Below are 23720 nucleotides of genomic sequence, written 5' to 3' on the forward strand. Positions count from 1 at the left end.
AGGTTGCGACAGGCTCTCAGCAGTCTGTCGTCGGCGTCGCGTCAGCAGGCATTGGCCAACTTGCGGAGATGCGGCAACGGATCGCGCAGCCGCTGATGGATCGCCAATGCCGATTCTGTACCGTCTGAAATGGGCTTTTGTAGCCTCTGAAGGATCGCGCCGGGGCGATACAGCTACCGTACGGAGACCGAAAAGTGCGACTTAAAATCCGCACAGTGTCGGTTCGAGTCCGACTGGGGGCACCGAACAGCTCGCCGGCAAGAACCGATCGTGGCTCGAACTGCGCTCTCGCCTTCCGTGCCACGCACCGCCGGCGCCACCGTGTCGAGGCGTTCAGTCGCGTAGGTACTTCCGCCGGGCCTGAGGCGTCCCAGGTGATCAGCAAGCGGCGCCAGCGCCGCCGGGGACGGAGTGCCGTGAGGGGCTCATCGGCCGCGTCGGTTAACAAGACCGGGGTCACGGGGTATGGCTGTCCCATGTCTTTCGACCTTGCAGTGGACGCAATCGACCAGGAACGACCCGGCAGCGGCAGACGCCGCCCGAAGGTCGTGATCATCGGCGGCGGATTCGGCGGGCTGTTCTGCGCCCGCCGGCTGGGTGGGGTCGATGTGGACGTCACGTTGGTCGACCGCGCGGCATGCCATGTCTTCCAGCCGCTGCTCTACCAGTGCGCCACGGGAACGCTGAGCATCGGGCAGATCAGCCGCTCGCTGCGGGACGAACTGCAGCATCATCGCAACGTCACGACACTGCTCGGTGAAGCCATCCGGCTCGACGCCGACGCTCGACGGGTCACCACCCGTCGTCCGGACGACTCCACCTTCGAGCTCGAGTACGACTATCTGGTCATCGCCGCGGGCATGCGCCAGTCCTATTTCGGCAAGGAGGAGTTCGCCACCTGGGCGCCCGGCATGAAGACCCTCGATGACGCGCTGAGCATCCGGCGACGGGTGTTCGCCGCGTTCGAGATCGCCGAAACCCTGCCGCCGGGCCCCGAGCGCGACCAGTGGTTGACGTTCGCGGTCACCGGAGCGGGACCGACCGGTGTCGAGCTGGCCGGCCAGATCCGCGAGCTGGCCACGCGATCGCTGGCCAACGAGTTTCACAGCATCCAACCGAAGGACGCGCGCGTACTGCTGTTCGACGGGGGCGATCGCGTTCTCAAGAGCTTCGCCCCTGCGCTGTCGGAGCGGGCGCAGCGTGCACTCGAAGAGCTGGGCGTGGAGATGCACTTCGGGGTGCGGGTTACCGACGTGCGCCGCGACGGCGTGACCGTCAGTCCGAAGAACGGGGGGCCCAGCGAGGACTACGCCACCCGTACGGTGCTGTGGACGGCAGGCGTGGAGGCGGTGCCGTTCGCCCGCCATGCCGCCGAGGTGCTGGGCGCCACCACCGACCGCGCGGGACGCATCGCGGTGGACGCCGATCTGTCGGTGCCCGGCCGCCCGGAGGTTTTCGTGATCGGCGATCTGGCCGGCCGCGACGGCCTGCCAGGAGTCGCTGAAAACGCAATGCAGGGCGGTTGGCACGTCGCAGCGTGCCTCCGGCGCGATGTCACCGGCAAGCGGCGCAAGAAATTCCGCTACCGCGACCTCGGATCGGCGGCCTACATCAGCCGAGGCCACGCGCTGCTGCAGGCGGGGCCGGTCAAGCTCGCCGGGATCCCCGGCTGGGTCGGGTGGGGTTTCATCCACATCGCCTTTCTCACGGGTGTTCGCAACCGGTTCAGCACCGTCGGTACATGGCTGGCGACCATCCTCCGGGCCAACCGCAGCGACCGGGCGTTCATCCTGGGCGGCTCCGGGCACCCCGAGGAGCCCTACACCTGGGAGTCGCCGGTGCACCAGAGCTACAACGCGCGAGAAGACAAGTAGGCCTGACCCCGGCGACGGCGGATGTCACAGGGTTGATGACCGCAGCTCCAACCAACGGCCAACGGCCGCAGCGGGTTCGGAGACCCCACCGATCGAGGCCACTGAACGATCCGGTTGTCGACCCCAAGTCGACCGAAAGAAGCCGCCCGGGTAACCCGACCGCGCCGCCGGCGAAACTCAGGTAGTCGACTACGCAATCAGGTCTGCGCGACCCGACATAGCGTTCGTCTCAGCGTTATGGACAGCCATGACGCGTCAGCCGAATTGGAAGAGGTCCGAGCCATGTCTGCGTTGCACCACGAAGTCGGTACCACCAGCGCAGGCAAGACCCGCGCACCCGCCCGCCGCGCACGTCGAGGCTTTCTGGTCTCGGCGACGCTGGTGTCGCTGGGCAGCTTTGCGGCGGTTCCCGCTGCGAATGCCGACCCCCTCGGCGACATCCGCGCCCTGGTGGAGAATGCGCGAAATAACTCAATCTGCAACCCGATTCAGTACTCCGGCGTGCTGGAGGGCTATGCCCAGGAGTGGGTGCGGACAGCGCGGGCCCTTGCCACCCTCGACACGCCGACATTCCCCGCGGATGCCTACAACGGCGATGCGCTCGGAAATATCGCGTCCGGTGACCCGACCAGAACTGCCAACAATCAGCTGATGTCCATCGCCACCGAGGACATTCACAAGTGCGGCTACTACGAATACGGCGTCGGCATGGTCCGTGACGACGTCACCGAACTCAGCTATGTCGCAATCATCGTCGGCAAGCCTGATGTGCCGAAGCCGAACCCGGGCCCGCCGGTCAACAATCTGCCCCCCGCTCCGGCGCCGGCACCAGCGCCTGCGCCGGCCCCTGCGCCGCCGCCCACGCCCACAGCGACCGTCACCTCCGACGTCGACGTCTACGACGTCCCGGGTGGTGTCGGCACCGTGACCGGCATCCTGCGCGGGGGCGCCACCGTGGACCTGCAGCAGTGCAAAGCCGACAACTGGTGCCAGGTGAGTGGCGGGGCGGTACCCGGCGGCGGTGGATGGGTGTGGGGCGACTTCCTGCGGCGGTGACAACGCTGCCGTCGTCAGCCCGCCGCGCCCCGGCAGCGTCGCGAGCAGTAGATGATCTGATCCCACTGACCACGCGACCGCCACTTCTTCCGATTGGCGAACGGGCGCCCACACGCGGCGCACAATTTCGTCTCTTCGGTTTTTTGGCCCACGGGTTTCCTCCCAGGACTTCTCGTCAGTGTGAGCGAGCGGACTCCGGACTTTCTGTCGTGAACGCGGTGGAGCGCAGCAACGGCCCGATGAGTGCGTCGAACGCCCTCGGCAGAAGATGGTAGGCCGCGATCGCCGGCAGATTGAACCATCCGATCTGACGCTCCGTCGACTTCCGCCGATCCGATGCCCGCACAATCGCTTTGGCGATGGTTGCCGCCGCGTCAGCGGTCGGTGGCACGCGCGGCGTCTGCCCGAGGAAATTCTCTGACGTGCCGTATACCGGCGTGTCAACGGGCCCGGGATAGACGCCGTGCACCCTGACGCCCGGCAGGTTCCTATTCTCCTGACGTAGCGCCCGAACGAGGCCACTGAGCGCGAACTTGCTTGCCACATAAGCAGTTTGATAGGGGACCGCGACCGCGCCGAGCAGGGATCCGACCAGAACCAGGTGTCCGGAGCCAACCTGCTGATAATGCGCCAGTGCGCCTCGTGCGACGTTGGCGGACCCCAGCAGATTGGTGCGGATGATCGCGTCGAAGACGTCGGCGGGAATGTCCTCGAACCGGCCGAATGCGGTGATCGCCGCGGACTGCACGGTGACATCGACACCGCCGAATGTCGTAATCGCGACATCGAACAGCTTTTGTACGTCATCGCATTCGGCAATGTCCGTGGATTGGATCAGGACGTCGGCCGCACCCGCGTCGAAGCATTCCTCGGCCACCTCACGCAGCGAATCCTCCGATCGTGACGCCAGCACGAGACGGCCGTGGCGTCGTGCGTACAGCAGCGCCACCTCTCGGCCTATGCCGCTCGACGCGCCCGTGATCACCACCACCTGGCCCGTTTTCGGGTTCTGCGTCGTCATCTGTCGGCCTTTCCTTCGATGCGGCGGCGCTCCGCGATGCCGAGTGCGCCGAGAACGATGGCGGCTACGGCCGCCGGGCGACCGCCACGCAGGCTCGTGATCACCGCTGCGGCAACGGCAACCGGCGCGGTGAGCGCCACGGTGTCGCGGCGCCTCTGCCGCACCCGCGCCAATGCCGCGGGCGTCCCCGATAGGAGGTTCGTCGCGATGAACGCGGCGTGCAGAGGCCCGGGACGGCCGGGATTCGCGGCGCGGGCAACGGCGCTCACACACCACAGCAGCAGGCTCGCGTCGTGCAGGCGCTGCACTGAGGACGGGGCCGCGAATTCCTGGCCGTTCAGTCCCATCGCTGCGCTGCCGCCCACGGCGCCGTCTGCCAGACCGTCGATCAGTTCACGCGCCGCATGGGTCGACGGCCAGCCGGGGCTCCATCCCAGTTCGTTGCGGGCCTTCGAGATGTCCATCAACGGTGACCGCGTCGCCACGTCGTACCAGCCGGGCGTCACCGCCACCACCCCCAGGCGATGCAGGGCGACAACCGCGCGCCTCATCACAGCCGGATCGACTGCCACAGGGCGGGCTCCGACCAGCCCGGCCAGTTGGTTGCGGTCCAGTACGTCGGAGGCAATGTTGAACGAGCCCCGTGCGCGCTGCTGCACCAGTCGCACCACAGCGTCCCCGACGTCGTCGGCATGGACGAATTGCAGCGACAGGTCGTTCGGCAGCGGCAGCACCGGCAGCGCACGACGCTGCAGCAGCGTGAGCGCGGCCCTGGGGATGAACGGTCCCAGGTACAGCGATCGAATCTCCGATGCCGCGTCACGCTGCACGACCACCGTCGGCCGGAACCGGCCCACCACCGTCTCGGGCCGGCTCGCCTCGAAGTCGTCGAGCAGCGCCTCCACCAGGACCTTGTGGCGACTGTAGGTCGACGACTCCTGGCCCGCTGTCGGCCACTCTTCGGACACGGGCTTTCCTGGACCGGGGGAGTAGATGCCGAGGCTCGACGCGTAGACGAGATGCGTGATGCCGGCCTCGTTCATGGCATCCAAGACCGCCTGTGTACCAAGCACATTGGCTTTGTATAGGTACTCCTCGCCGTCCACCGGAAGGATGGCCAGCGCCAGATGTACCACGACATCGGCGCCCTGCATCGCCGGAGCCAGCTGCGCCGCGGCATCCGGTGCCGAGAGGTCGACCGCGTGCCAGCGCACGCCGTCGTAGATTCCGCTGCTGTCGGGCGGCGGTCGCCGGCAGACCCCGACCACCTCGGCGTCGGGTTCGAGCCGGGCGAGGCTTCTGAGCACTCCGGCGCCAACGTTGCCCGACGCGCCGGTGACGACTATTCGGCGTCCCCGTTCAGCCATGGGGCAGCCGGGGGCGGGCCGGGGCAAGGCCGGCGGTGCACGGTGTCATGGCTCCTCCGAATCGGGCCGGTTACATGAAGATTGCTGAGAACGAGTACACGGCCGCCAACGCCTGAAACCCCGGTGGCGGCCGCGGAATTCTGACGATTTCTTCCACAGGACGTCATGAACGATGAGTTTGCGCACGCGCGCGACGGGTACTGCCGCCGGACGTGGCCATCGGCGCCTATGCCGGCGAGCAGTACCGGCCCGAGGACGTCGGCCGCTCGATTTGTCGGTGGTCGAATGTATGTTCGAATAATGTCGAAAGGTGATGTGGCGAGCGCGGTTTCCACGTTGCGTGCCGCCTTCGACTCCGTAGATGCCTGCGATGTCGACATGCTCGACCGGACCGAGCTTCTCGGCGCGCTCGACGAATTGGAGACCCTGTCGTGTCAGCTGCCTTCGGTATCGCACCGTCTGCTGGCGCGGTTGCAGACCGAGACGACACCGCAAGCAATGGGCGCCAAGAATTGGAAAGAAGTCCTCGCCGTGCGCTGGCGGATTTCGACGTCGGAGGCCAACCGGCGGCTCACTGAAGCCTCATTGCTGGCGCCGCGGCCCTCGGTGACCGGGCCACCGCTGCCTCCGGTGCTGCATGCCACAGCGGTCGCGCAGCGTCTGGGTCTGATCACCGCCGAGCACGTGGAGGTGATCCGCAAAGCGATCAAGAAGCTGCCCGGTTTTGTCCATGCCACCACCCGCGACCAATTCCAAGTCGATTTGGTGCGCAACGCCGTCGGCAACGGCCCCAAAGAAGTCAAGGACCTGGCCGAACTCACCTTGTTCCTGCTGGATCAAGACGGCCCCGAACCCGATGACGCCGAGCGTGAGCGCAAACGTGGCGTGTCGATGGGTAAACAGGGCGCCGACGGCATGACCCACCTCGTCGCCGACATGACCCCCGAAGCGCGTGCAGTGTGGGAGTCGCTGCTGGCTCGCCTGGCCGCCCCGGGCATGTGCAACCCGGCCGATCCCGAACCCTGCACCTCAGGCACGCCCACCCAAGCGCAGATCGACAACGATCACCGCAGCCTTGCCCAGCGCCAACACGATGCGATCGTGGCGGTCGGGCGAATCGCGTTGATGAGTGAGGAACTCGGCCAACTCAACGGCCTCCCGGTGATGGTCGTCATCCGCACCACCTTGCAAGATCTGGAGTCCCGCGCCGGTGTCGGTGTCAGCGGCGGGGGCACCGTCGTCCCGATCGCTGACGTGGTGCGCATGGGTGCTCATGCCCACCACGCGCTGGCGGTGTTCGACAAAGCCACCGGGTCGGCGCTGGAGCTGTTCCGCACCAAACGCATTGCCTCGCCGGCGCAGCGCATCATGTTGATATCTCGCGACGGCGGCTGCACCAAGCCCGGCTGCACCGTCGGGGCCTACGGCTCACAGGTCCACCACGCCGTCGCCGACTGGGTCGATGGTGGCAACACCAATGTCGATGAGATGTGTCTGGCGTGCGGACCCGATAACCGCAGCGTCGACCGTGCCGGTGGCTGGGTAACCCGGATGAACGAGCGCCACGAGGTCGAATGGATCCCGCCACCCGACCTCGACACCGGCCAAGCCCGGATCAACAACTATCATCGCCCCGATCGCCTCCTGCGCCCGCCGGACGATCCAGAACTTCACCGCGGCAGTGATATTGAGAGACCGGTGAAATCTTCCGACGGTGATCGCATCGACGATGCCGAGACCGGTACGCCGCGTCCGGTGGACGACCCCGGTGGACCCGGCGGTCCCGCGCCTCCCGACAATCGAGCGGCCTGACCGCCATCAATCTACGCCGCGCTGCACCGCGGATTCGAGCGCCCCCGGGCCGCCTACGAAGGGAAATCAGCGCTCCGCGAGAGGGTTTCGTTGGCCCGGACGTCGGCGAGGTTCTGCTCGAACGCATCGATCACGGCGTCGTAGCCACTATTGCCTAGAACCAGCCGGCGGGGAGGTGGGTCTTGGGCCATCGCGGCGATCACGGCACGGGCACCGCGGTGCGGGTCGCCGGGCTGCACACCGTCCATCTCAACGAATGCGGCGCGAACCTGCTCCAGCAGGTCGTGATATTCCGGAATCGGCTCCTCGACGAGCTCGTTCGCGAAGCCGGCGTAGGCGTTGGTGCGAAACGACCCCGGTTCGACCGTCAACACGGAGATGCCCTGCCCGGCGACCTCGTCGCGCAGGGCGTCGGTGACGGCTTCGATGGCGAATTTGGTCGCACTGTAGTAGCCGAAACCGACCGCCGACACGAGACCGGCCACGGAGGACACGTTGACGATCTGCCCGCCCCCGCGGGCACGCATGCCCGGGAGTACTGCACGCGTCACAGACAGCACCGCGAAGAAGTTCAGCTCGAACATCGCACGCACCGCGGACTCGTCCATTCCCTCGATGGATCCGTACCAGCCGCGGCCGGCGTTGTTGACCAGCACGTCGATGCCGCCAAAGCGCTCCTCGGCGATACGGACCGCCTCGGAGACCTGAGCAGCGTCGGTGACATCGAGCGCCACAACCAGAACGCGGTCACCGTACTGGTCCGCCCACGACGCCAGCTCTTGCGGGCGACGGGACGTGAGCACCACGCGGTCCCCTTCCGCGAGCGCTTCTTCGGCGAACGCCATCCCGAAGTTGCCGGGCGTGCCACCGGTGATGAACCATCTCCTGCTCACGGCTCGATCACCACCCGGCTGATCAGCGCGCCAGCGAGGGTGAAGCGGTAATGCAGGTCGGCGACCCCGCCGGGAAAGTCGCCCTCAAGGTGCTGCCCGACGTCGACGCCGGCTGCAGTGGTGGTCGCGCCGGTGAATGCGGTGGTGTAGGTGTACTCGCCGGCCGCTGTCGCGACCCAGGACCCGATGTCGTTGTGTCCCTTATAGTCGTGGCCTTCGTCGGTGACGACGGCGTCCGGGGTGAGTGTGGTCAGCACGTGATCCACGTGACGGGCATCCAGCGCGGTCATGAACGTTCTCACGGTGTCGGGGAGTGCATCCCAGTCTGTGTTGGTCATGAGCCCACGGTGGAGCTTGCCGTAAGGGGAAGGTCAACCCCGGGACGAAAAAACTATCGGAGAGGCACTGTGACGTTGACCTTCCCCCAGGGGGAAGCTGCACGATGGCCTGACAGGAATACGCCGGGGATCGCAGAGGAGGACGCCATGGGTGCAAAGGTGTCGATCGGTGACTTCGCCGTGATGACCAGCTTGAGCAGGAAGGCCCTACGGCACTATCACGACATCGGCATTCTCGAACCGGCCCACATCGACGTCCACACCGGCTACCGCTTCTACGACACCAGCCAGGTCGATCACGCACACATCATCCGCCGGTTCCGCGCTCTCGGCATGTCCATCCCCGACATCAAGGCGCTGCTGAGCGCCGACGACGCCGCAGCCCGCACCGACATCATCACAACCCATCTCGCGCAGATGGAGGAGCAGCTGCAGCAGACCCGTGACACCGTGGGCGCGCTGCGCGAGTTGCTCTCTCCGGTGCGCACTCCCGCCCACGTGGAGGTGCGCCATGAACCTGCGCTCGCCGTGTGGTCTATCGGCGCCACCATCGACACTTCCGAGATCGACAGCTGGTTCGGGGCAACACTGACGACACTGCGCGACGCTGTGGCGACGGCGGAAGGCGCACCCACGGCGGTTGTGCCGGGCGGCCTGTACGAGCGGGCACTGTTCCTCGAATCACGGGGCAGAGCAACGCTTTTCGTTCCTGCGCCGCAATCCGCGGTGCCCCCTGACGGCGTCCGCGCCGAGGTCTTGCCCAAGGCTGAATTCGCGGTGCTCACCCATCCGGGCGGTCACGACGGCATCGACCGTAGTTATGCAGCTCTCGGGATTTACGCAAACGAGCATCTGATCAGCGACCAGGGGCCGATCCGCGAACACTACCTCGGCAGCACACTCGCAACTCCCACGGCGTTCACCGCCACGGAGATCTGCTGGCCGATCTTCAGCACCACCCCGCCGCCATAGGCGCCGTCATCAGGAAGTCAGCGCTACGGACGCACGACACACGTGACGCGCACGTACCGTCGTAACCATGGTGTTGGCGCGGGAGATGAACGCGATCAGAAGCGGCGTGGGTCGCGCGCTGTTCGGCATGGTGGCGGGGCCCGAAGGGCCGGGCAATCGCGCCCGGATCCACGGCACGCCCGGACCGCGCTGGTTCGCCGAGGACCGCCCGATCCGCCGCATCCACGGCGACGCGTCGATGTTCGTCGGCGGGTTGCGCGCGTTGCTGCTGCAGTCGCTGCATCCGCTGGCGATGGCCGGCGTCGCCGAACATTCGGACTACCGCGGCGACCCCTGGGGGCGCCTCCAACGCACCAGCACGTTCCTCGCCATGACCACCTTCGGTCCGGCCGACGACGCGCAGCGCGCCGTGGACAAGGTGCGTGGCATCCATCGCCGCGTCCGCGGGGTCGCGCCGGACGGCAGACCCTACGAGGCCTCCGACCCGCACCTGCTCGAGTGGGTGCACATCGCCGAGATCGACAGTTTCCTTCTGGCCCACCAGCTCTACGGCGCGAACCCCCTCGACCAGGGCGGCCGCGACGGGTACGTCGCCGACACCGCCCGCGTGGCCACCGCACTCGGGGTCGCGGATCCGCCTCGCACCGAAGCCGAGTTGCGGGAGCGGATCCAGGCCTACCGGCCCGAGTTGCAGGGCACGGCGGCTGCCCGCGACGCCGCCCGCTTCCTGCTGCTCACCCCGCCGCTGCCGCTGCCGGCCCGCGCTCCCTACGGGGTGGTCGCCGCGACCTCGGTGGCGATGCTGCCGGTGTGGGCTCGCCTGCCGCTGCGGCTGCCCTATCTACCGCCGCTGGAGGCCACGGCGGTGCGGTGGTCCGGACGGGCGCTCGTCGGCGGCATCCGGTGGGCGCTGACTGCCCAGTAGTCAGGAGAGCGCGTCGGCGATCGCGCCGGCCAGCCGCCGGCCGGACAGCCACGCCGACTCCACGCGCGGCGCACCCGAGGGGGACCATGCATCGCCGCACACGCCGATCGGGCGGCCGCCGGTGAGCAGGCCGTACGCGTCGTCACCGTGGGTGCCGACCGGCTTCGCGAAGGTCCAACGGTGCACGTGCGTCCAGGTCGGTTCCCCCGCGACACCGAGGAGACGGCGCACCGCGGCCAGCGCCGGCGCCACGGCGTCGTCGGGCCGGTCGAGGTGACGGCGTGCCCGGCCGGCGGTGGTGTGGACGACGAGTACCGGGGCGCCGTCCCCGCGACGTGCGCCGTCGTCGGCGATGCAGGAGACGTCGGGATCGTCGTTGACGAACGCCGCGTCGCTCACATCCCAACACAGCTCGGGCCACCCGGCGGCGACAGCGATCACGGGCTCGTAGTCCACCCATTCGAACGCGTCGGGAATCAGCCGGGCGGCTTGCGGGTCGGGCATCGCCAGCACCACGGCGTCGTGGTCGAGAACGTCCACCGAGTCGGTGTGCGATTCGTAGCGGACGTCACCGGGCAGGAGATCGCGGACCAGAGAACGCAATCCGTCTGCTGCCGCGTAGCGCACAGGCCCGGAGGACGTGTCGCGCCCGTCGGGGGACACGACGTCGAACGTGTCCGTCCACGGGCGGGCGAGGCCCCGGCGCACCCAGTCGTCGACCACCGCGGAGAAGGATTCGTCCTTGGCGGTCAGATACGCCGCACCCAGATCGACGCGTCGTTCCTGCACCGTCGGCGACGACATCCGGCCACCGCCCGTCCGGCCGCGTTCGAGGACGTCGACGGCGATCCCGTGCTCGCTCAGAGCCTGGGCGCAGGCAGCGCCGGACATGCCGGCCCCGATGACGGCGACGCGTCTGGCTGTCACCGGAGCTACAGTACCTTCGACAGGAACTCTTGCAGCCGTGGGTGTTTGGGGTTGTCGAACACCTCGGCCGGGGTGTCGTCCTCGACGATCTTGCCGTCGGCCATGAACAGCACCCGGGAGGCGACCTCGCGCGCGAATCCCATCTCATGGGTGACCACCACCATCGTCATGCCGCCGCGGGCGAGTTCGCGCAGCACCTCGAGCACGTCGCCGACCATCTCGGGGTCCAGCGCGCTGGTGGCCTCGTCGAACAGCATGATCGACGGATTCATCGCCAGCGCCCGGGCAATGGCTACGCGCTGCTTCTGACCGCCCGACAGCGTGGCCGGTTTGACGTTCGCCTTCTCCTTGAGCCCCACCTGGTCCAGCAGTTCCAGCGCCCGCTTCTCGGCCGCCGCCTTGTCCATCTTCTTGGTGAGAAGCGGTGCCAGCGTGACGTTCTCGATGACCGTCATGTGCGGGAAGAGGTTGAAGTGCTGGAACACCATGCCGATGTGCTGTCGCACGTCGTCGAGGTCCACCTTGGGGTCGGACAGGTCGAAGTCGTCGATGACCACCGTGCCGCCGGTGATGTCCTCGAGCTTGTTGAGGCAGCGCAGGAACGTGGACTTGCCGGACCCCGACGGTCCGATGACGCAGACCACTTCGCCGTGCTTGATGGTGGTGTCGATGCCGTCGAGGACGACGAGTTCACCGAAGGACTTCTTGAGTCCCTCGATGCGGATCTTGACCTTGCCCTCGGGCTCGGCGGCGGCCGCTTCCGGTATCAGCTGGCTCATTTGATGATCCTCTTCTCGACCCGGTCGGACAGCTTGGTCAGCGCCATGATCACGATGAAGTAGATGATGCCGATGATCAGCCACATCTCGAACGACTTGTAGTTGCCGGCGATGATGATCCGGCCGGTCTGCGTGAGCTCGGCGATGCCGATGACCGACAGGATCGACGTGTCCTTCAGCGTGATGACGAATTGGTTGATGTAGGACGGGATCATCGTGCGGATCGCCTGCGGGAGAATCACTTTACGCATGGTCGGCAGGTAGCCGATGCCGAGGCTGCGCGCCGCCTCCATCTGTCCCTTGTCGACCGACAGGATGCCGCCGCGGACGATCTCGGTCATGTACGCGCCGGCATTCAGTGACAGCGTGATGATGCCGGCGGTCAACGCCGACATCTGGAAGCCCAGCGCCGCCGGGATGCCGAAGTAGATGAAGAACGCCTGCACCAGAAGTGGTGTGCCGCGGAAGATGTCGACGAACGTGGTGCCGACGGCGCGCAGCCAGATGGATCGCGACACCCGCATCAGCCCGAAGATCGTGCCGAGGACCAGCGCGATCGCGATGGACACGACGGTGAGGATCACCGTCATCTTGAGGCCCTCGAGCAACAGCGGGAAGGTGCTCTTGATCAATCCGAAGAACGAGTCGTCGGCGGCTGTGGCGTTCTCACCGAGATAGGTGTCGATGATCTCGTCGTAACGGCCGGACTGCTTGAGGTTGTCGAGCCCGGTGTTGAACTTCTGCAACAGTTCCGGGTTCTGTCCCTTGTTGACCGCGAATCCGTAGCCGGTCGGGTCTTCCTTCGGCGTGACGGTCTTGAAGCCGTTGCCCTGGGCGATGCCGTAGAGCAGCACGGGGTAGTCCTCGAAGACCGCGACCGAGTTGCCGGTCTTCACCTCGTCGAACATGGTCGACGAGTCGGCGAACGAGACGACCTCGAAGCCGTACCGATCCTTGATGGAATTCGCGAAATCAGCTCCCTGCGTGCCGTTCTTGACCGAGACTCGCTCGCCGCGCAGATCTTCGTAAGACTTGATGTCCTCGTTGTCCTTCAGCACCGCCATCTGGATACCGGACTCGAAATAGGGCTCCGAGAAGTCGAAGACCTTCCTGCGTTCGTCGGTGATGGACATACCGGCGATGACGCCGTCGACCTGATTGGCCTGCACGGCCTGCAGTGCCGCGTCGAAGCCCAGCGGCTTGATGTCGACGGTGAAATTCTGGTCCTCGGCGATGGCCCGGATCAGGTCCATGTCGATGCCCACGAAGTCGCCCTTGTCGTCCTGGAACTCGAACGGGGCGAACGTCGTGTCGGTCGCGATGACATAAGTTTCACCGTCGGCGTGGGCGTGCGGGGCTGCGACCGACGCCGCACCGAGCAGGCCCAGCAGGATCGCCGCGACGGCCACGGCGAGACCGCGGGCGGGATGTCGCCGTAGTGCCGCGGTCTCACGCCGCGACCAACCGATACCCATGAGTGTGTCTCCCCTCTCGGCCCGGGTGGGCAGACACACGCTAGCCGGGTCGGCGTCGCATCGCGATGCTTTGGGCGTAACGAGCGCACCTTCGAAAAGGCTGTGAACGAGGAGTAAGTCGGCGCCGGCCTAGCCGATGAGGCGAAGGGCGGTGGCCCTGCCCGCGCGCAGAAATTCGATCACTTCCGCTGCTGTAGAAGCGATCTGACGGCGGTCCGCGTGCTCGGGGCCCAGTAGTGCGGTGACAGCGTCTGCCAAGACCTCCAACGGATCAGCGGCAGGCCGGGGGCCTGCACCGGGTTCGACGACAGACATCGCCATCCCGGTGATCAGCCCGTGCAGCGCGAACCCCTGATCGGCGAGGTCCCAGTCGTCGCGGGCCAGTGCGTGGCGACGCCAGATGGGAAGCACCGTACCGATGACCGCGCTGGGGCCAAGCGCATCGTGCAAAGCAACCGAACGTGGATGATCGGCGAGGACGCCGAGGAGGTCGTCGTCGTGGCGCTGAAGCGCCGCCAGCAGTGGCTGACGCGTGGCGACTTCGAGCATCATCGGGCAGAAGCGCGACGGACGCGCGAGTTCGGGATCGTCGGTGATCCTTGTGACCAGATCGTCGATCAAGCCAAGGAAACCTCGGCCCACCAATCCTGTGAGGAGGTCTTCCTTGGTGGGCCAATACAGGTAGACGGTGCCCTTGCCGACCCGGGCGCGCTTGGCGACGTCGGCGACGGTGAATCCACGCGCACCGCGCGAGAGGAGCAGTTCACCGGCGGATGCCAGCAGTCGCGCGGCCTTCGTCGACTGCTGCTCCGGCAGATCACCATTCGCAGAAGCCACGTGTGGATCGTAGCCTGCGAGCAGCCTTTATGGGCGTACTGACCAAATCGGTATTTCGGTCAGCAACGCGTGTAGCATTGCAGACAACCATCCCGAGGAGACCGTCATGATCGAATCGCTCACCGATCGCGCACGCCGGGTGGAGGTGATGCAGAAGGCGATCTTCGGCCTCGCCGACACCTTGTCGCCCGCGGTCGACCTTTCTCGCATCTATGTCGACGGGCTCGACGGGCTCCCGCGCGACGGACGCTTCCTCCTCGTCGGCAACCACACGATCTCCGGGTGGGCGGAGATCGTGGCGATTCCCTATTTCGTCTACCGCGAACTCGGAACCAGGGTGCGCGGCCTGGCCACTCGGCAGCTGGCCGACACCGGCGGTCTCTTCCGAGACGCGCTGGAAGCGGCGGGAGCTGTGGTCGGGGACCCCGAGACCGGGGCTGACCTGATGCGTCAGAACGAGACCGTGCTCGTGTTTCCCGGAGGCGGAAGGGACATGCTGAAATTCAAAGGCGAGGAGTATGCGCTGTTGTGGGAGGGGCGCAGCGGGTTCGCGCGCCTGGCCATCGCGCACGAATACCCCATCGTCCCGGTCGGCCTCGTCGGCGGGGACGACGTGTATCGCAGCTTCGTCGAACGGGGCGGCACCTGGGAGCGGATGACCCGCAGCCTTGGTCAGCGGTTACACGGCGTCAGCGGCGTCGGCCTCCCGCTGGTCCGAGGACTCGGTCCGACGCTCATCCCGCGGCCGCAACGGATGTACCTGCGGTTCGGATCTCCGATCGACACGTCTCGGCCCACCGAAACCGACACTGCGCGATGGGAATTGACGATCAAGGAGCGCACACAGATCGCTCTGGAGACAATCCTCGGCGATCTGCAGGACGTGCGTGCGGCAGACCCGTTCCGTCACCTCAACCCGCTCGCCTGGAGCACGGCGAGGCGCCCGTCGGGGGCGCGAACGACTATGCCGTCATCAGGTAGTCGGCGCTGCCGACGCACACCACACCCGACGGGTTGACGGCCGTGGCCGCCGAGACGACGGCGGTGGCGACGGCGGTCGTGTCCCCGTGCATGTCACCGGTGACGACGCTGAATCGGACTCCGGCGCCCGCGAACTGGGGACGCATGGCATAGAGCGCGGTCTCGCCGGCGCGCATCGTCGCCGCGACCGATGCGTAGCCCTTCGGCACGGCCTTGTTCGGATAGAAGTGGGCCTGGTGGTTCGTCACGAAGGCGAAGTAACCGCCGGCGGACATCAGCGGTAGTACCGACTCGGCGAACCGCTTCAGTGCCGCCGCGCTCCGCCCAGGCGCCTCGGACGCGGCGAGGATCGCTGCATCCAGCCTGCCGAAGCGAGCCCCCACCGAAGCGATCAACGCTGCGGTCTGCGTCTGGTCGTAGGTGTCGGCGGCGAGCGGGGTTGCGAGCCCGCCTGCGGAGCGGATGGCGTCGGCCACCTCGGACGCCCGACCAGGATCGCCGCAATTCACGAGAACGTGGGCCCCGCTGCTCGCGAACTGCCGCGCGATCTCAGCTCCGATGGCCCCGGAAGCGCCGTTGACGAGGACGACTGGTGTGGCATGTGAAGGTCGCATCGTGGGCTCCTTTGCTCGACGTTCCTCGGAGGTTACACCCAATCCTAAGAAACATAAGGCAAAAATAAGGTCACGATAAGACCACTGTCGGGACGAGAACCGGTGTCCTTGGGATCAACCCCGGTGACAACGCGTGATGTCGACAGCCGTCGACGCTTGGTACCTTGCGTCCAAGACGACATGGCGAGGAGGCCTCCGGATGAATGACGTGCTCGGCAGTGTGCGGAAGAAAGTGCAGCTGGCGGCCGAGTCGGGACGAGCACTCAAGCGTTTGGTGGACACCGGCATCATCGACTTCGGCGACCTGAAAGGGTCGGTGCGGACGGCGAAGCTCTCCCGCGTCTACGGTCCCCAGGCGACCATGACGATCCAGGGCGGCCGCAAGTATGCGTCCCTGCCGGCGATCGTCGACGAACGCGGGACCCTGACCTACAAACAGGTCGACGACCAGTCCTGGGCGCTGGCCCACGGCCTGCGCGGGCTGGGTGTCTCGGCAGGTTCTGTCGTCGGCGTGCTGTGCCGTGATCACCGGGGACTGGTGATCACGATGGCCGCCTGCGGCAAGCTCGGCGCCCGGATGGTGCTGATGAACACCGGCTTCGCCAAGCCGCAGTTCGCCGAGGTGTGCCGGCGCGAGAACGTCGCCGTCGTCCTCCACGACAGCGAGTTCCTCGGGCTCCTCGACGCGCTGCCCGCCGACATGCCACGAGTGCTGACGTGGGTCGACGACGGCACTGAGGTGCCGGCAGGCCTGCCGACGCTCGATGACATCATCGCCACGAACTCCTCGGAGCCGCTGCCGCCACCGGACAAGCCCGGCGGCTCGGTGATCCTGACCAGCGGAACGACGGGTCTGCCCAAGGGGGCACCCCGCGACAGCGTGTCACCGCTCGCCACCGCCCAGATCATCGATCGAATTCCGTTCCCGCATCAGGGAACAATGGTCATCGTGTCGCCGATCTTTCACAGCACCGGATGGGCGACGTACACCGTCGGCGCCGCGTTCGGCAACAAAGTGGTGACCGCGCGGCGCTTCAAAGCCGAGGCGACGTTGGACCTCATTGCCACCCACAAGGCCGACATGCTGGTGGCCGTTCCGACGATGTTGCACAGAATGGTCGAACTGGGCCCGGAGATCATCGCCAAATACGACACGTCGTCGCTGAAGGTGATTCTGATCGCCGGATCGGCCTTGAGTCCCGAGCTGTCCAACCGGGTCCAGGACACGTTCGGCGATGTCCTCTACAACATGTACGGCTCCACCGAATGCGCCATCGCAAGCGTCGCCACCCCCGCCGAGCTGCGGGCGGCGCCCGGAACCGCGGGCCGTTCGCCCGTCACCTGCGAGGTGGTGCTCTACGACGAGAACGATCAGCGCATCGTGGGAAACAACCGGCGGGGACGGATCTTCGTCCGAAACGGCGCGCCGTTCTCCGGTTACACCGACGGCCGCCACAAGCAGATCATCGACGGCTACATGTCCAGCGGTGACATGGGTCACTTCACCGATGACGGACTGCTGTTCGTCGACGGCCGCGACGACGACATGATCGTCTCCGGAGGAGAGAACGTCTTCCCCCAGGAAGTCGAGTATCTGCTGGAGGCCAGGCCCGACGTCGCCGAGGTCGCGGTGGTCGGCGTGGACGACGTGGAGTTCGGAAAACGGTTGCGCGCCTTCATCGTTTCCGAACCGGGCGCCGCGAGGGACGCAGCCGAGATCAAGCAGCACGTCAAGGACAACCTGGCGCGCCACAAGGTTCCTCGCGACGTGGTGTTCGTCGACGAGCTGCCCCGCAATGCGACTGGGAAGCTGCTTCGCCGGGTACTGGTCGAGATGGACGTCGACAGCTGAGGTGACTCGGGCCCCTCACAGACCTTGCGATCGGCTGTGAGGGGGTGGCAACACGACTGTCCACGTTGTGTTTCGAATCGGCAATACGGTCGGGGAACTCTTCGGACATGTCCTATGTGAACCCGAGCGAATTCGTCGGCAAGATGATCGACGCCGGTGAGTCCAAAGCGCTCATGTCGACCCGAGACACTCTGATCCGCGCCTTCATGGCGGGCGCCATCCTCGCTCTGGCCGCAGCCTTCGCGGTCACCATCACCGTGCAGACCGGCAATGCACTGCTCGGCGCCGTCCTGTTCCCAGTCGGGTTCTGCCTGTTGTACCTGCTCGGATTCGACCTCCTGACAGGTGTTTTCACATTGGTGCCGCTGGCCATGCTGGACAAGCGGCGCGGCGTCACGTTCCGCTCGATGATGCGGAACTGGGGCTTGGTGTTCGTCGGCAACTTCGCGGGCGCGATCCTGGTCGCCCTGATGATGGCTGTCGTGTTCACCTTCGGGTTCAGCGTCGACCCCAACGAGGTCGGCCAGCGGCTCGGAGAGATAGGCCACAGCCGAACGGTCGGGTACGCCGAACACGGCGCCGCCGGCATGCTGACCCTGTTCATCCGTGGGGTGCTGTGCAATTGGATGGTGTCGACGGGCGTGGTCGCGGCGATGATGTCGACCAGCGTCTCGGGCAAGGTCATCGCGATGTGGATGCCCATCATGCTGTTCTTCTACATGGGTTTCGAGCACTCCATCGTGAATATGTTCCTGTTTCCGTCCGGCCTGATGCTCGGTGGTGATTTCTCGATCGCGGACTACCTTGTCTGGAACGAGATCCCGACGGTGATCGGAAATCTGGTCGGAGGACTGACTTTCGTCGGGCTCACGTTGTTCGCCACGCACGCCCGCACCGGACAGAAGCGGCTGGTCGAGGTGCCGTCGAAAGACTCGGACGAACGCTCGCTGCTCACCGCGGGGAATGGGAGCCTTCGATGACGCCGATCATGGCGAAAAGCCAAGCTGCGGAGCTGATCACGGCGGCCCGTATCCGGAAGAAGCTCAGCTGGACCGACATCGCCGAGAAGCTCGACGCGCCACTGGTGTGGTGTGTGGCGGCGCTGTTGGGTCAGCATCCGATGACCCGGGCCCAGGCTGAGGTGGTCTGCGAGCTGCTCGATCTCGATGCCACAGTCGCCGAAAGCCTGCAACTGCAACCGAGTCGCAGCATCGAGCCGGCCTTGCTCTCCGACCCCACCATCTACCGGTTCCACGAGGCGCTGGCTGTCTACGGGCCCGCACTCAAGGAGCTCATTCACGAGGAGTTCGGGGACGGCATCATGAGCGCCATCAACTTCAAGGTCGACATCAAGCGCCGCGAGCATCCGGACGGCGATCGCGTGGTCGTGACGTTCGACGGGAAGTTCCTGGACTACCGGTGGTGATGCGCTGCTCTGACACCGCGCTCGAAAAAATGACCAGATCTGAATAAGTGTCTACCCCGCCTCGGACGTGTTCTACGGTGAGCGCGGCTGTGCTACGCAGCCGTCAATATCGAGGTTGGGAGACGAATGGCGCAACTGTCAGCGTGGATGGGTGCAGGTGTGGTGGCTGCAGGGATGTCCGCCGCACTGATCGCCGGGGCCGACACTGCGAGCGCGGAGACCGGGTCTGACGCGTCGGGTGCGAGCGCCAGTGCCTCGGCGGAGCGCGGAGACGATACCCCGGGCGAAACCGACGGCACGGATTCGTCGCCCCAGGACGTGGCCGATGGCGCCGACGCCGAGGACGCCGCCGATTCCGATGATGAGGTCGAGGCCGAGGGCCCGGCGGAGCCGGAGGAGCAGGACGAGGCCCCCGAACTGTCGGACGCGGACGATGACGACGGCGCGTCCTCGCTCGACGGCGGCGATGCCGCGACCGACTCGCCTTCGGATGAAGCCGCGCCCGTCGATGACGAAGTCAGCGAGCCTGTCATCGTCGACGAGGCCCCGGCTGTGGTGCCGGAGGCCGGCCCGACCGAGGGTTCCGTCGACGAGCAGAGTCCCGTGGCCGACACTGCGGCGCAACCCCTGACGGTCGTCGATTCCCCTGCATCGCAACGTGTCTCGCGGACGCTCGACGCGCCCGCCGCCCTCGCCGCGCCGCCGACCCGGACGCTTCAGGACGTGTTCCAGTCGCTGATGATGGAGATCATCGGGGCGGCGGTCCGATTCGTCTCCGGGCCGCCGGTCGTGCCACCGGGAAGCAAGGTCACGGTGCGCACCTCCAGGCTGGAGATCGAGGATGGGCGCTACGTCCGCGCGGACTGGTACTACCCGAAAGGCACCGAAACGCCCGAGCGCCTTATCTATCTGCAGCACGGTTACCTCGGCATCGGCCCGATGTACAGCTACACAGCCGCCTGGCTGGCCGAACGCACCAACAGCATCGTCGTTGCACCTACGCTGTCGTCGAATCGTTATGTGAGAGATGGCTTCTGGCTTGGCGACGACCAGGTGTACCGCGCCACGGCGGCACTCCTCCTCGGTGATCGCGACGCTCTGACCGCCAGTGCGGTGGCCGCCGGCCTCGCGAAGAGGTACGGCGCCGACGCTGCCCTGCCGGACCGGTTCACCCTGGTCGGCCATTCACTCGGTGCCGGTGTCGCCGCGGGCGCGGCCGGCTACTACGCCGAGGCTGTGATCGCCGCCGGCGCCACCAATCACCTCGCCGGCATCATCACACTCGACGGCGCCCCGCCCGGGGCGGTGCTCGCCGAGGCGCTCGACAAGCTCGACGGGCTGGGCGACTACATCCCGGTGCTCGAGCTGGGTGCGCCGAGGGACGGCGAGACCCGGCGAGTGGACGAGGCACTCAACGGGCACCGGCCGGGGCACTTCAACGGCGTGGTGCTCGACGGGGGCGAGCACCTGGACGCCATGCAGGGTGGAAGCCGGCTCATCCAGTTCGTTTCCTACCTGTACCAGGGGTTTCCGACCGAGCAGAACAAGTCGGCCGCGCAGACCCTCATCGCCGGATGGATCGATGACATCTTCGCCGGCCGGGTCGATTCGTCGACGGGAGCGTGCGAAGGCGACGGCTGTACCGGCATCTACGGCGACCCGGGCCAGGCCGTGTCTGTCGGGACCCCGAAGGGGCCTGCCACCGGCGTGGTCATCGGTACGCCTGCCGCGCCTGCCAGGACGGAGTTCCACCCGCTGTCGGTCAGCGCACTGATCTCGACGCGGTCCTCAGCCCTGCGCCTGACGATCACGGGGTAGGTCTGGGTCCGTCCGGTTCTCGACGACGATGCCGGGCGGGCCCACGGGCCACCCCGCCCCATCGCCGAAGTTCGCGCAGCAAGCGCGGACCACCTTCCCGGCGCCCGGCCATGCGCACCCGAGGGTGCCGTTGACGCGGCTGAAGCAGTACGCTTCCACGCAGCAACAAGCGAATTCCGCAACCCTGGTAACGGTTGCTCGGATTCGTTCGCCGCGGGGGAGTCGCGGAGCAGGTCGGGGGCGGAGCGATGCGTCGGAATTGGGAGATGACGGGCCGCGTGTTCAGCGCGGTTCTGATGGTGGCTGGACTCGTGTTCTGTGTCGGTCTGCTGGATGGGGCGCAAGACGCTCCGCCGAGGATGGTGTTGACGAATCAGCCGGGTGACGGCGGGTCCGGTGATTCGAGTTCGTCGGGGGACTCGACATCGTCTGGTGATTCGAGTTCGTCAGGAGACTCGACATCGTCTGGTGACGCGAGCACGTCGGGTGACGCGAGCACGACAGGTGATGCGAGTTCGACCGGCGACACCGGCACGACCGGTGACACCGGCACGACCGGCGACGCAAGCACGACGGGCGACACGACCGGTGACACCAGCGGTGACGCGAGCACGACGGGTGATACGAGCTCGACCGGTGGCACCAGCTCGACCGGCGACGCCAGCACCACCGGTGACACCAGCTCGACCGGCGACACCAGCACGACAGGTGACACCAGCACCACCGGCGGCGTTGGCCCCGCCCCTGCAGGATCGGCCGGTTCGTCCGACGGGGGCCGATCGGTGACAACTGCAGTGGATCCGGTTGTGACGGTGCCGGTTACGGCACCGCCTGAGGTCATGGTGCCCCCGACACCTGTATTGCTCCCCGCTCCTGCGGGCGCCGCGCCGACGTCCGTCTGGGCCGCCCTGATGCCGTCGGCGGGGCCGTGGACAGCCCCGCCTCCCGTCCCGCGGCTGGTGCCGCCGACAGCATTGGAGACCTTGACCGGCGGCGTTCCGGTCGCGCGAGTGCCGGGTGACGCCGTAGCCGGCTTCACCGCTCCGGCGGTGAAACCGTTCATCGCGCCGGAGATACGAACGGACGCGTCCCCGAACGCCGCCGGCCGCAGCGGCCAGCTGATGCTCACCGCCGCGTTCCTCGGCGCGCTGCTCCTGGGATTCATAGCCTTCCTCGGATGGCGACACAGCCGGTTCGGATGGGGTTGAGGCCCGCGTCGGCGACGCTCGGTGCGCGTTTCGAACGCTCCGCACTCGGCGAATGGCTGATCAGCGTCGTGGTCTGTGTGGTTGTTCTCGTTGCGGTGGCCTGGAATCTGCCGGATTCCCATCTCAGGCGCGGTCTGGTGGAGGCCCTGCTTCCGGTCGCGGAATCTACTGGCCTGCAACAGAAATGGAGCATATACGGCCCCGACCCGATCGCCGCGCTGGAGACGCTCGAGGTCCGGGTCACCATGGATGACGGGAGTGACCGGACATGGACGTTGCGCCGCGATGATCCGGCGATCACCTCGGTGACCTGGTATCGCTGGCAGAAGTTCAAGGAACAGGTCATCCGCGACGAAGACGCGGTGCCGGCATTCGCGCGGTGGGCGGTTCGCGAACTGACGGCACCCGAGGAGCGTCCGGTGCACGTCGCGGTTCTGGTGCGCAGGCAACCTCTGCGCGGACCCGGTGATGGCCGCCCCACGGGCGTCGCGGTCCGCACGCTCTACCGCAGCGATGTGCGTACTCCCTGAGCAGGCTGCGATGACACCCGTCGGCGCCGTGGCCAGAGATTCGTGGCGTGCCTTCTGGTTTCGACCGGAGCCTATGATCGTTCTCGGTGTGGTCCGCATTGCGTTCGGCCTCATCGCGGTGGCCTGGGGGCTGTCACTGTTTCCTGATCTCGACGACTTCTTCACCTCCGATGGGGTGCTGATCCGCGCGAGAGCCGGTCCGTTCGAGTGGGGAGTGCTGCCTCCCGGTGTCGGCGATCGGGCCGTCTTCATCGCGTGGATCGTGCTGATCCTGGCAGCGGTCGCCCTGACGGTCGGCTGGCACAGCAGGATTGCGTCGCTGCTCGTGTTCGTCCTGGTCCTGTCATTCCAGTACCGAAACCCGTTGGTGTTCAACGCCGGAGACGTTCTCCTTCGGGTGGAGGCGTTCGTCATCGCACTCGCACCGTCCGGTGCCGCCCTCTCACTCGACGAGCGACGCCGAACCGGCTCATTCTGGTCGGCGCAGTGCCGTGCTCCATGGGCGTTGCGCCTCTCGCAGATTCAGCTCACGGTGGTCTACGTGGCAACCTTCGCCACCCGCATGACGGGGGAGAAGTGGCCGGGCGGCACCGCGGTGTCCTACGCGCTGCGCCTCGATGACATGCTGATCCTGCGCGTGCCGCAGGTGGTTCTGGACAGTGCTGCGGTGATCAACATCGCCACGTGGGCGGTGCTGGCGGGTGAGTTGTTGCTCGGGATTCTCGTCTGGCGACGGCGCGTTCGGCTGGCCGTGATGGTGATCGGGGCGGTCCTTCACCTCGCCATCATGGTGACCATCGCGGTCGGCTTCTTCTCACCCGCGATGATGCTGCTCTATCTCGCTTTCCTCCCTCCGGATGTGGCGGGACGTTGGGTAAGCCGGGGAGCTGGTTCGGCTGCGTCGGCGCCGGACAGTGGTGACACCGACTCGGGCTGAACAGGACATTCGGGCGTACCGGGGGATACCGTCCTCGTCGGCCGGGCCTTCGAGCACGCCGGCGGCCCGCGATATCCG

Annotated in this window: 23 protein-coding genes; 12 read left to right on the top strand and 11 right to left on the bottom strand. The window is 66.7% G+C overall.

Going from position 1 to position 23720, the window contains the following annotated elements:
• Positions 1-476: 476 nt before the first annotated feature.
• Together ACAG24_RS25215 and ACAG24_RS25220 are read left to right on the top strand one after the other, a co-directional pair.
• On the top strand, positions 477-1874 hold the full coding sequence (locus ACAG24_RS25215; protein WP_370475127.1) for an NAD(P)/FAD-dependent oxidoreductase: 1398 nt from the start codon (positions 477-479) through the stop codon (positions 1872-1874).
• Positions 1875-2156: 282 nt separating this feature from the next.
• Positions 2157-2930 carry a hypothetical protein gene (locus ACAG24_RS25220; protein ID WP_370475128.1) on the top strand — a complete coding sequence of 258 codons (774 nt, stop codon included), beginning with the start codon at positions 2157-2159 and terminating at the stop codon, positions 2928-2930.
• A gap of 14 nt (positions 2931-2944) precedes the next feature.
• Here the strand turns inward: ACAG24_RS25220 and ACAG24_RS25225 are convergent, their stop codons facing one another.
• The 3 genes from ACAG24_RS25225 to ACAG24_RS25235 are packed head-to-tail and all read right to left on the bottom strand — an operon-like array spanning position 2945 to position 5318.
• Entirely contained in the window at positions 2945-3082 is a 138-nt protein-coding gene (locus ACAG24_RS25225) for a DUF2256 domain-containing protein (protein ID WP_370475129.1), read from the bottom strand.
• Between the two features lie 23 nt (positions 3083-3105).
• Entirely contained in the window at positions 3106-3951 is an 846-nt protein-coding gene (locus ACAG24_RS25230) for an SDR family NAD(P)-dependent oxidoreductase (protein ID WP_370475130.1), read from the bottom strand.
• Entirely contained in the window at positions 3948-5318 is a 1371-nt protein-coding gene (locus ACAG24_RS25235) for an NAD-dependent epimerase/dehydratase family protein (RefSeq protein ID WP_370475131.1), read from the bottom strand. The genes ACAG24_RS25230 and ACAG24_RS25235 overlap by 4 nt, the downstream gene beginning before the upstream one ends.
• 285 nt (positions 5319-5603) lie before the next feature.
• On the opposite strand from ACAG24_RS25235, the gene ACAG24_RS25240 reads away from it, so the two are divergent.
• Positions 5604-7130, top strand: a complete 1527-nt coding sequence (locus ACAG24_RS25240; RefSeq protein WP_370475132.1) for an HNH endonuclease signature motif containing protein — start codon at positions 5604-5606, stop codon at positions 7128-7130.
• A gap of 53 nt (positions 7131-7183) precedes the next feature.
• On the opposite strand, the gene ACAG24_RS25245 is transcribed toward ACAG24_RS25240, so the two are convergent.
• Positions 7184-8023 carry an SDR family NAD(P)-dependent oxidoreductase gene (locus ACAG24_RS25245; RefSeq protein WP_370475133.1) on the bottom strand — a complete coding sequence of 280 codons (840 nt, stop codon included), beginning with the start codon at positions 8021-8023 and terminating at the stop codon, positions 7184-7186.
• Positions 8020-8361 carry a nuclear transport factor 2 family protein gene (locus ACAG24_RS25250; protein WP_370475134.1) on the bottom strand — a complete coding sequence of 114 codons (342 nt, stop codon included), beginning with the start codon at positions 8359-8361 and terminating at the stop codon, positions 8020-8022. Before ACAG24_RS25250 ends, ACAG24_RS25245 begins: the two co-directional genes overlap by 4 nt.
• Positions 8362-8508: 147 nt before the next feature.
• Here ACAG24_RS25250 and ACAG24_RS25255 point away from each other — a divergent pair, with 147 nt between their 5' ends.
• A complete protein-coding gene (locus tag ACAG24_RS25255; protein ID WP_370475135.1) occupies positions 8509-9333 on the top strand; it encodes a MerR family transcriptional regulator in 825 nt (274 codons plus the stop codon).
• A gap of 67 nt (positions 9334-9400) precedes the next feature.
• A complete protein-coding gene (locus ACAG24_RS25260) occupies positions 9401-10258 on the top strand; it encodes an oxygenase MpaB family protein (protein ID WP_370475136.1) in 858 nt (285 codons plus the stop codon).
• On the opposite strand, the gene ACAG24_RS25265 is transcribed toward ACAG24_RS25260, so the two are convergent.
• The 4 genes from ACAG24_RS25265 to ACAG24_RS25280 all read right to left on the bottom strand — a co-directional run bounded on the left by ACAG24_RS25265 (position 10259) and on the right by ACAG24_RS25280 (position 14276).
• Positions 10259-11185, bottom strand: a complete 927-nt coding sequence (locus ACAG24_RS25265) for an NAD(P)/FAD-dependent oxidoreductase (RefSeq protein WP_370475137.1) — start codon at positions 11183-11185, stop codon at positions 10259-10261.
• Between the two features lie 5 nt (positions 11186-11190).
• The gene (locus ACAG24_RS25270) at positions 11191-11964 is read right to left on the bottom strand and encodes an amino acid ABC transporter ATP-binding protein (RefSeq protein ID WP_370475138.1); all 774 of its coding nucleotides are present in this window, start codon (positions 11962-11964) and stop codon (positions 11191-11193) included.
• The gene (locus ACAG24_RS25275) at positions 11961-13439 is read right to left on the bottom strand and encodes an amino acid ABC transporter substrate-binding protein/permease (protein ID WP_370475139.1); all 1479 of its coding nucleotides are present in this window, start codon (positions 13437-13439) and stop codon (positions 11961-11963) included. Before ACAG24_RS25275 ends, ACAG24_RS25270 begins: the two co-directional genes overlap by 4 nt.
• Before the next feature lie 129 nt (positions 13440-13568).
• Positions 13569-14276: a TetR/AcrR family transcriptional regulator gene (locus ACAG24_RS25280; protein ID WP_370475140.1), complete on the bottom strand. Its 708-nt coding sequence runs from the start codon at positions 14274-14276 to the stop codon at positions 13569-13571.
• 106 nt (positions 14277-14382) lie between these two features.
• Here ACAG24_RS25280 and ACAG24_RS25285 point away from each other — a divergent pair, with 106 nt between their 5' ends.
• Complete coding sequence (locus ACAG24_RS25285; RefSeq protein ID WP_370475141.1) at positions 14383-15294, top strand: lysophospholipid acyltransferase family protein; 912 nt, start codon at positions 14383-14385, stop codon at positions 15292-15294.
• Here the strand turns inward: ACAG24_RS25285 and ACAG24_RS25290 are convergent.
• Positions 15239-15871, bottom strand: a complete 633-nt coding sequence (locus ACAG24_RS25290; RefSeq protein WP_370475142.1) for an SDR family NAD(P)-dependent oxidoreductase — start codon at positions 15869-15871, stop codon at positions 15239-15241. The two genes, ACAG24_RS25285 and ACAG24_RS25290, sit on opposite strands and share 56 nt — an antisense overlap.
• 199 nt (positions 15872-16070) lie before the next feature.
• Here ACAG24_RS25290 and ACAG24_RS25295 point away from each other — a divergent pair, with 199 nt between their 5' ends.
• From ACAG24_RS25295 to ACAG24_RS25310, 4 genes are all read left to right on the top strand, one after another.
• Positions 16071-17723 carry an acyl-CoA synthetase gene (locus tag ACAG24_RS25295; protein WP_370475143.1) on the top strand — a complete coding sequence of 551 codons (1653 nt, stop codon included), beginning with the start codon at positions 16071-16073 and terminating at the stop codon, positions 17721-17723.
• A gap of 107 nt (positions 17724-17830) precedes the next feature.
• Positions 17831-18703 (top strand): formate/nitrite transporter family protein, encoded by an 873-nt coding sequence (locus ACAG24_RS25300; RefSeq protein WP_370475144.1) that lies wholly within the window; start codon positions 17831-17833, stop codon positions 18701-18703.
• Positions 18700-19149 carry a cyanase gene (cynS, locus tag ACAG24_RS25305; RefSeq protein WP_370475145.1) on the top strand — a complete coding sequence of 150 codons (450 nt, stop codon included), beginning with the start codon at positions 18700-18702 and terminating at the stop codon, positions 19147-19149. Before ACAG24_RS25300 ends, cynS begins: the two co-directional genes overlap by 4 nt.
• Before the next feature lie 126 nt (positions 19150-19275).
• Positions 19276-20967, top strand: coding sequence for a hypothetical protein (locus ACAG24_RS25310; protein ID WP_370475146.1), 1692 nt, complete (start codon positions 19276-19278; stop codon positions 20965-20967).
• Between the two features lie 373 nt (positions 20968-21340).
• On the opposite strand, the gene ACAG24_RS25315 is transcribed toward ACAG24_RS25310, so the two are convergent.
• Positions 21341-22096, bottom strand: a complete 756-nt coding sequence (locus ACAG24_RS25315) for a hypothetical protein (protein WP_370475147.1) — start codon at positions 22094-22096, stop codon at positions 21341-21343.
• A 48-nt stretch (positions 22097-22144) separates the two neighbouring features.
• Here ACAG24_RS25315 and ACAG24_RS25320 point away from each other — a divergent pair, with 48 nt between their 5' ends.
• Positions 22145-22705: a hypothetical protein gene (locus ACAG24_RS25320; protein WP_370475148.1), complete on the top strand. Its 561-nt coding sequence runs from the start codon at positions 22145-22147 to the stop codon at positions 22703-22705.
• Between the two features lie 10 nt (positions 22706-22715).
• Positions 22716-23642 carry an HTTM domain-containing protein gene (locus tag ACAG24_RS25325; RefSeq protein WP_374150805.1) on the top strand — a complete coding sequence of 309 codons (927 nt, stop codon included), beginning with the start codon at positions 22716-22718 and terminating at the stop codon, positions 23640-23642.
• The last annotated feature ends 78 nt before the right edge of the window (positions 23643-23720 follow it).

Source organism: Mycobacterium bulgaricum (assembly GCF_041287165.2).
Taxonomy (GTDB): domain Bacteria; phylum Actinomycetota; class Actinomycetes; order Mycobacteriales; family Mycobacteriaceae; genus Mycobacterium; species Mycobacterium bulgaricum.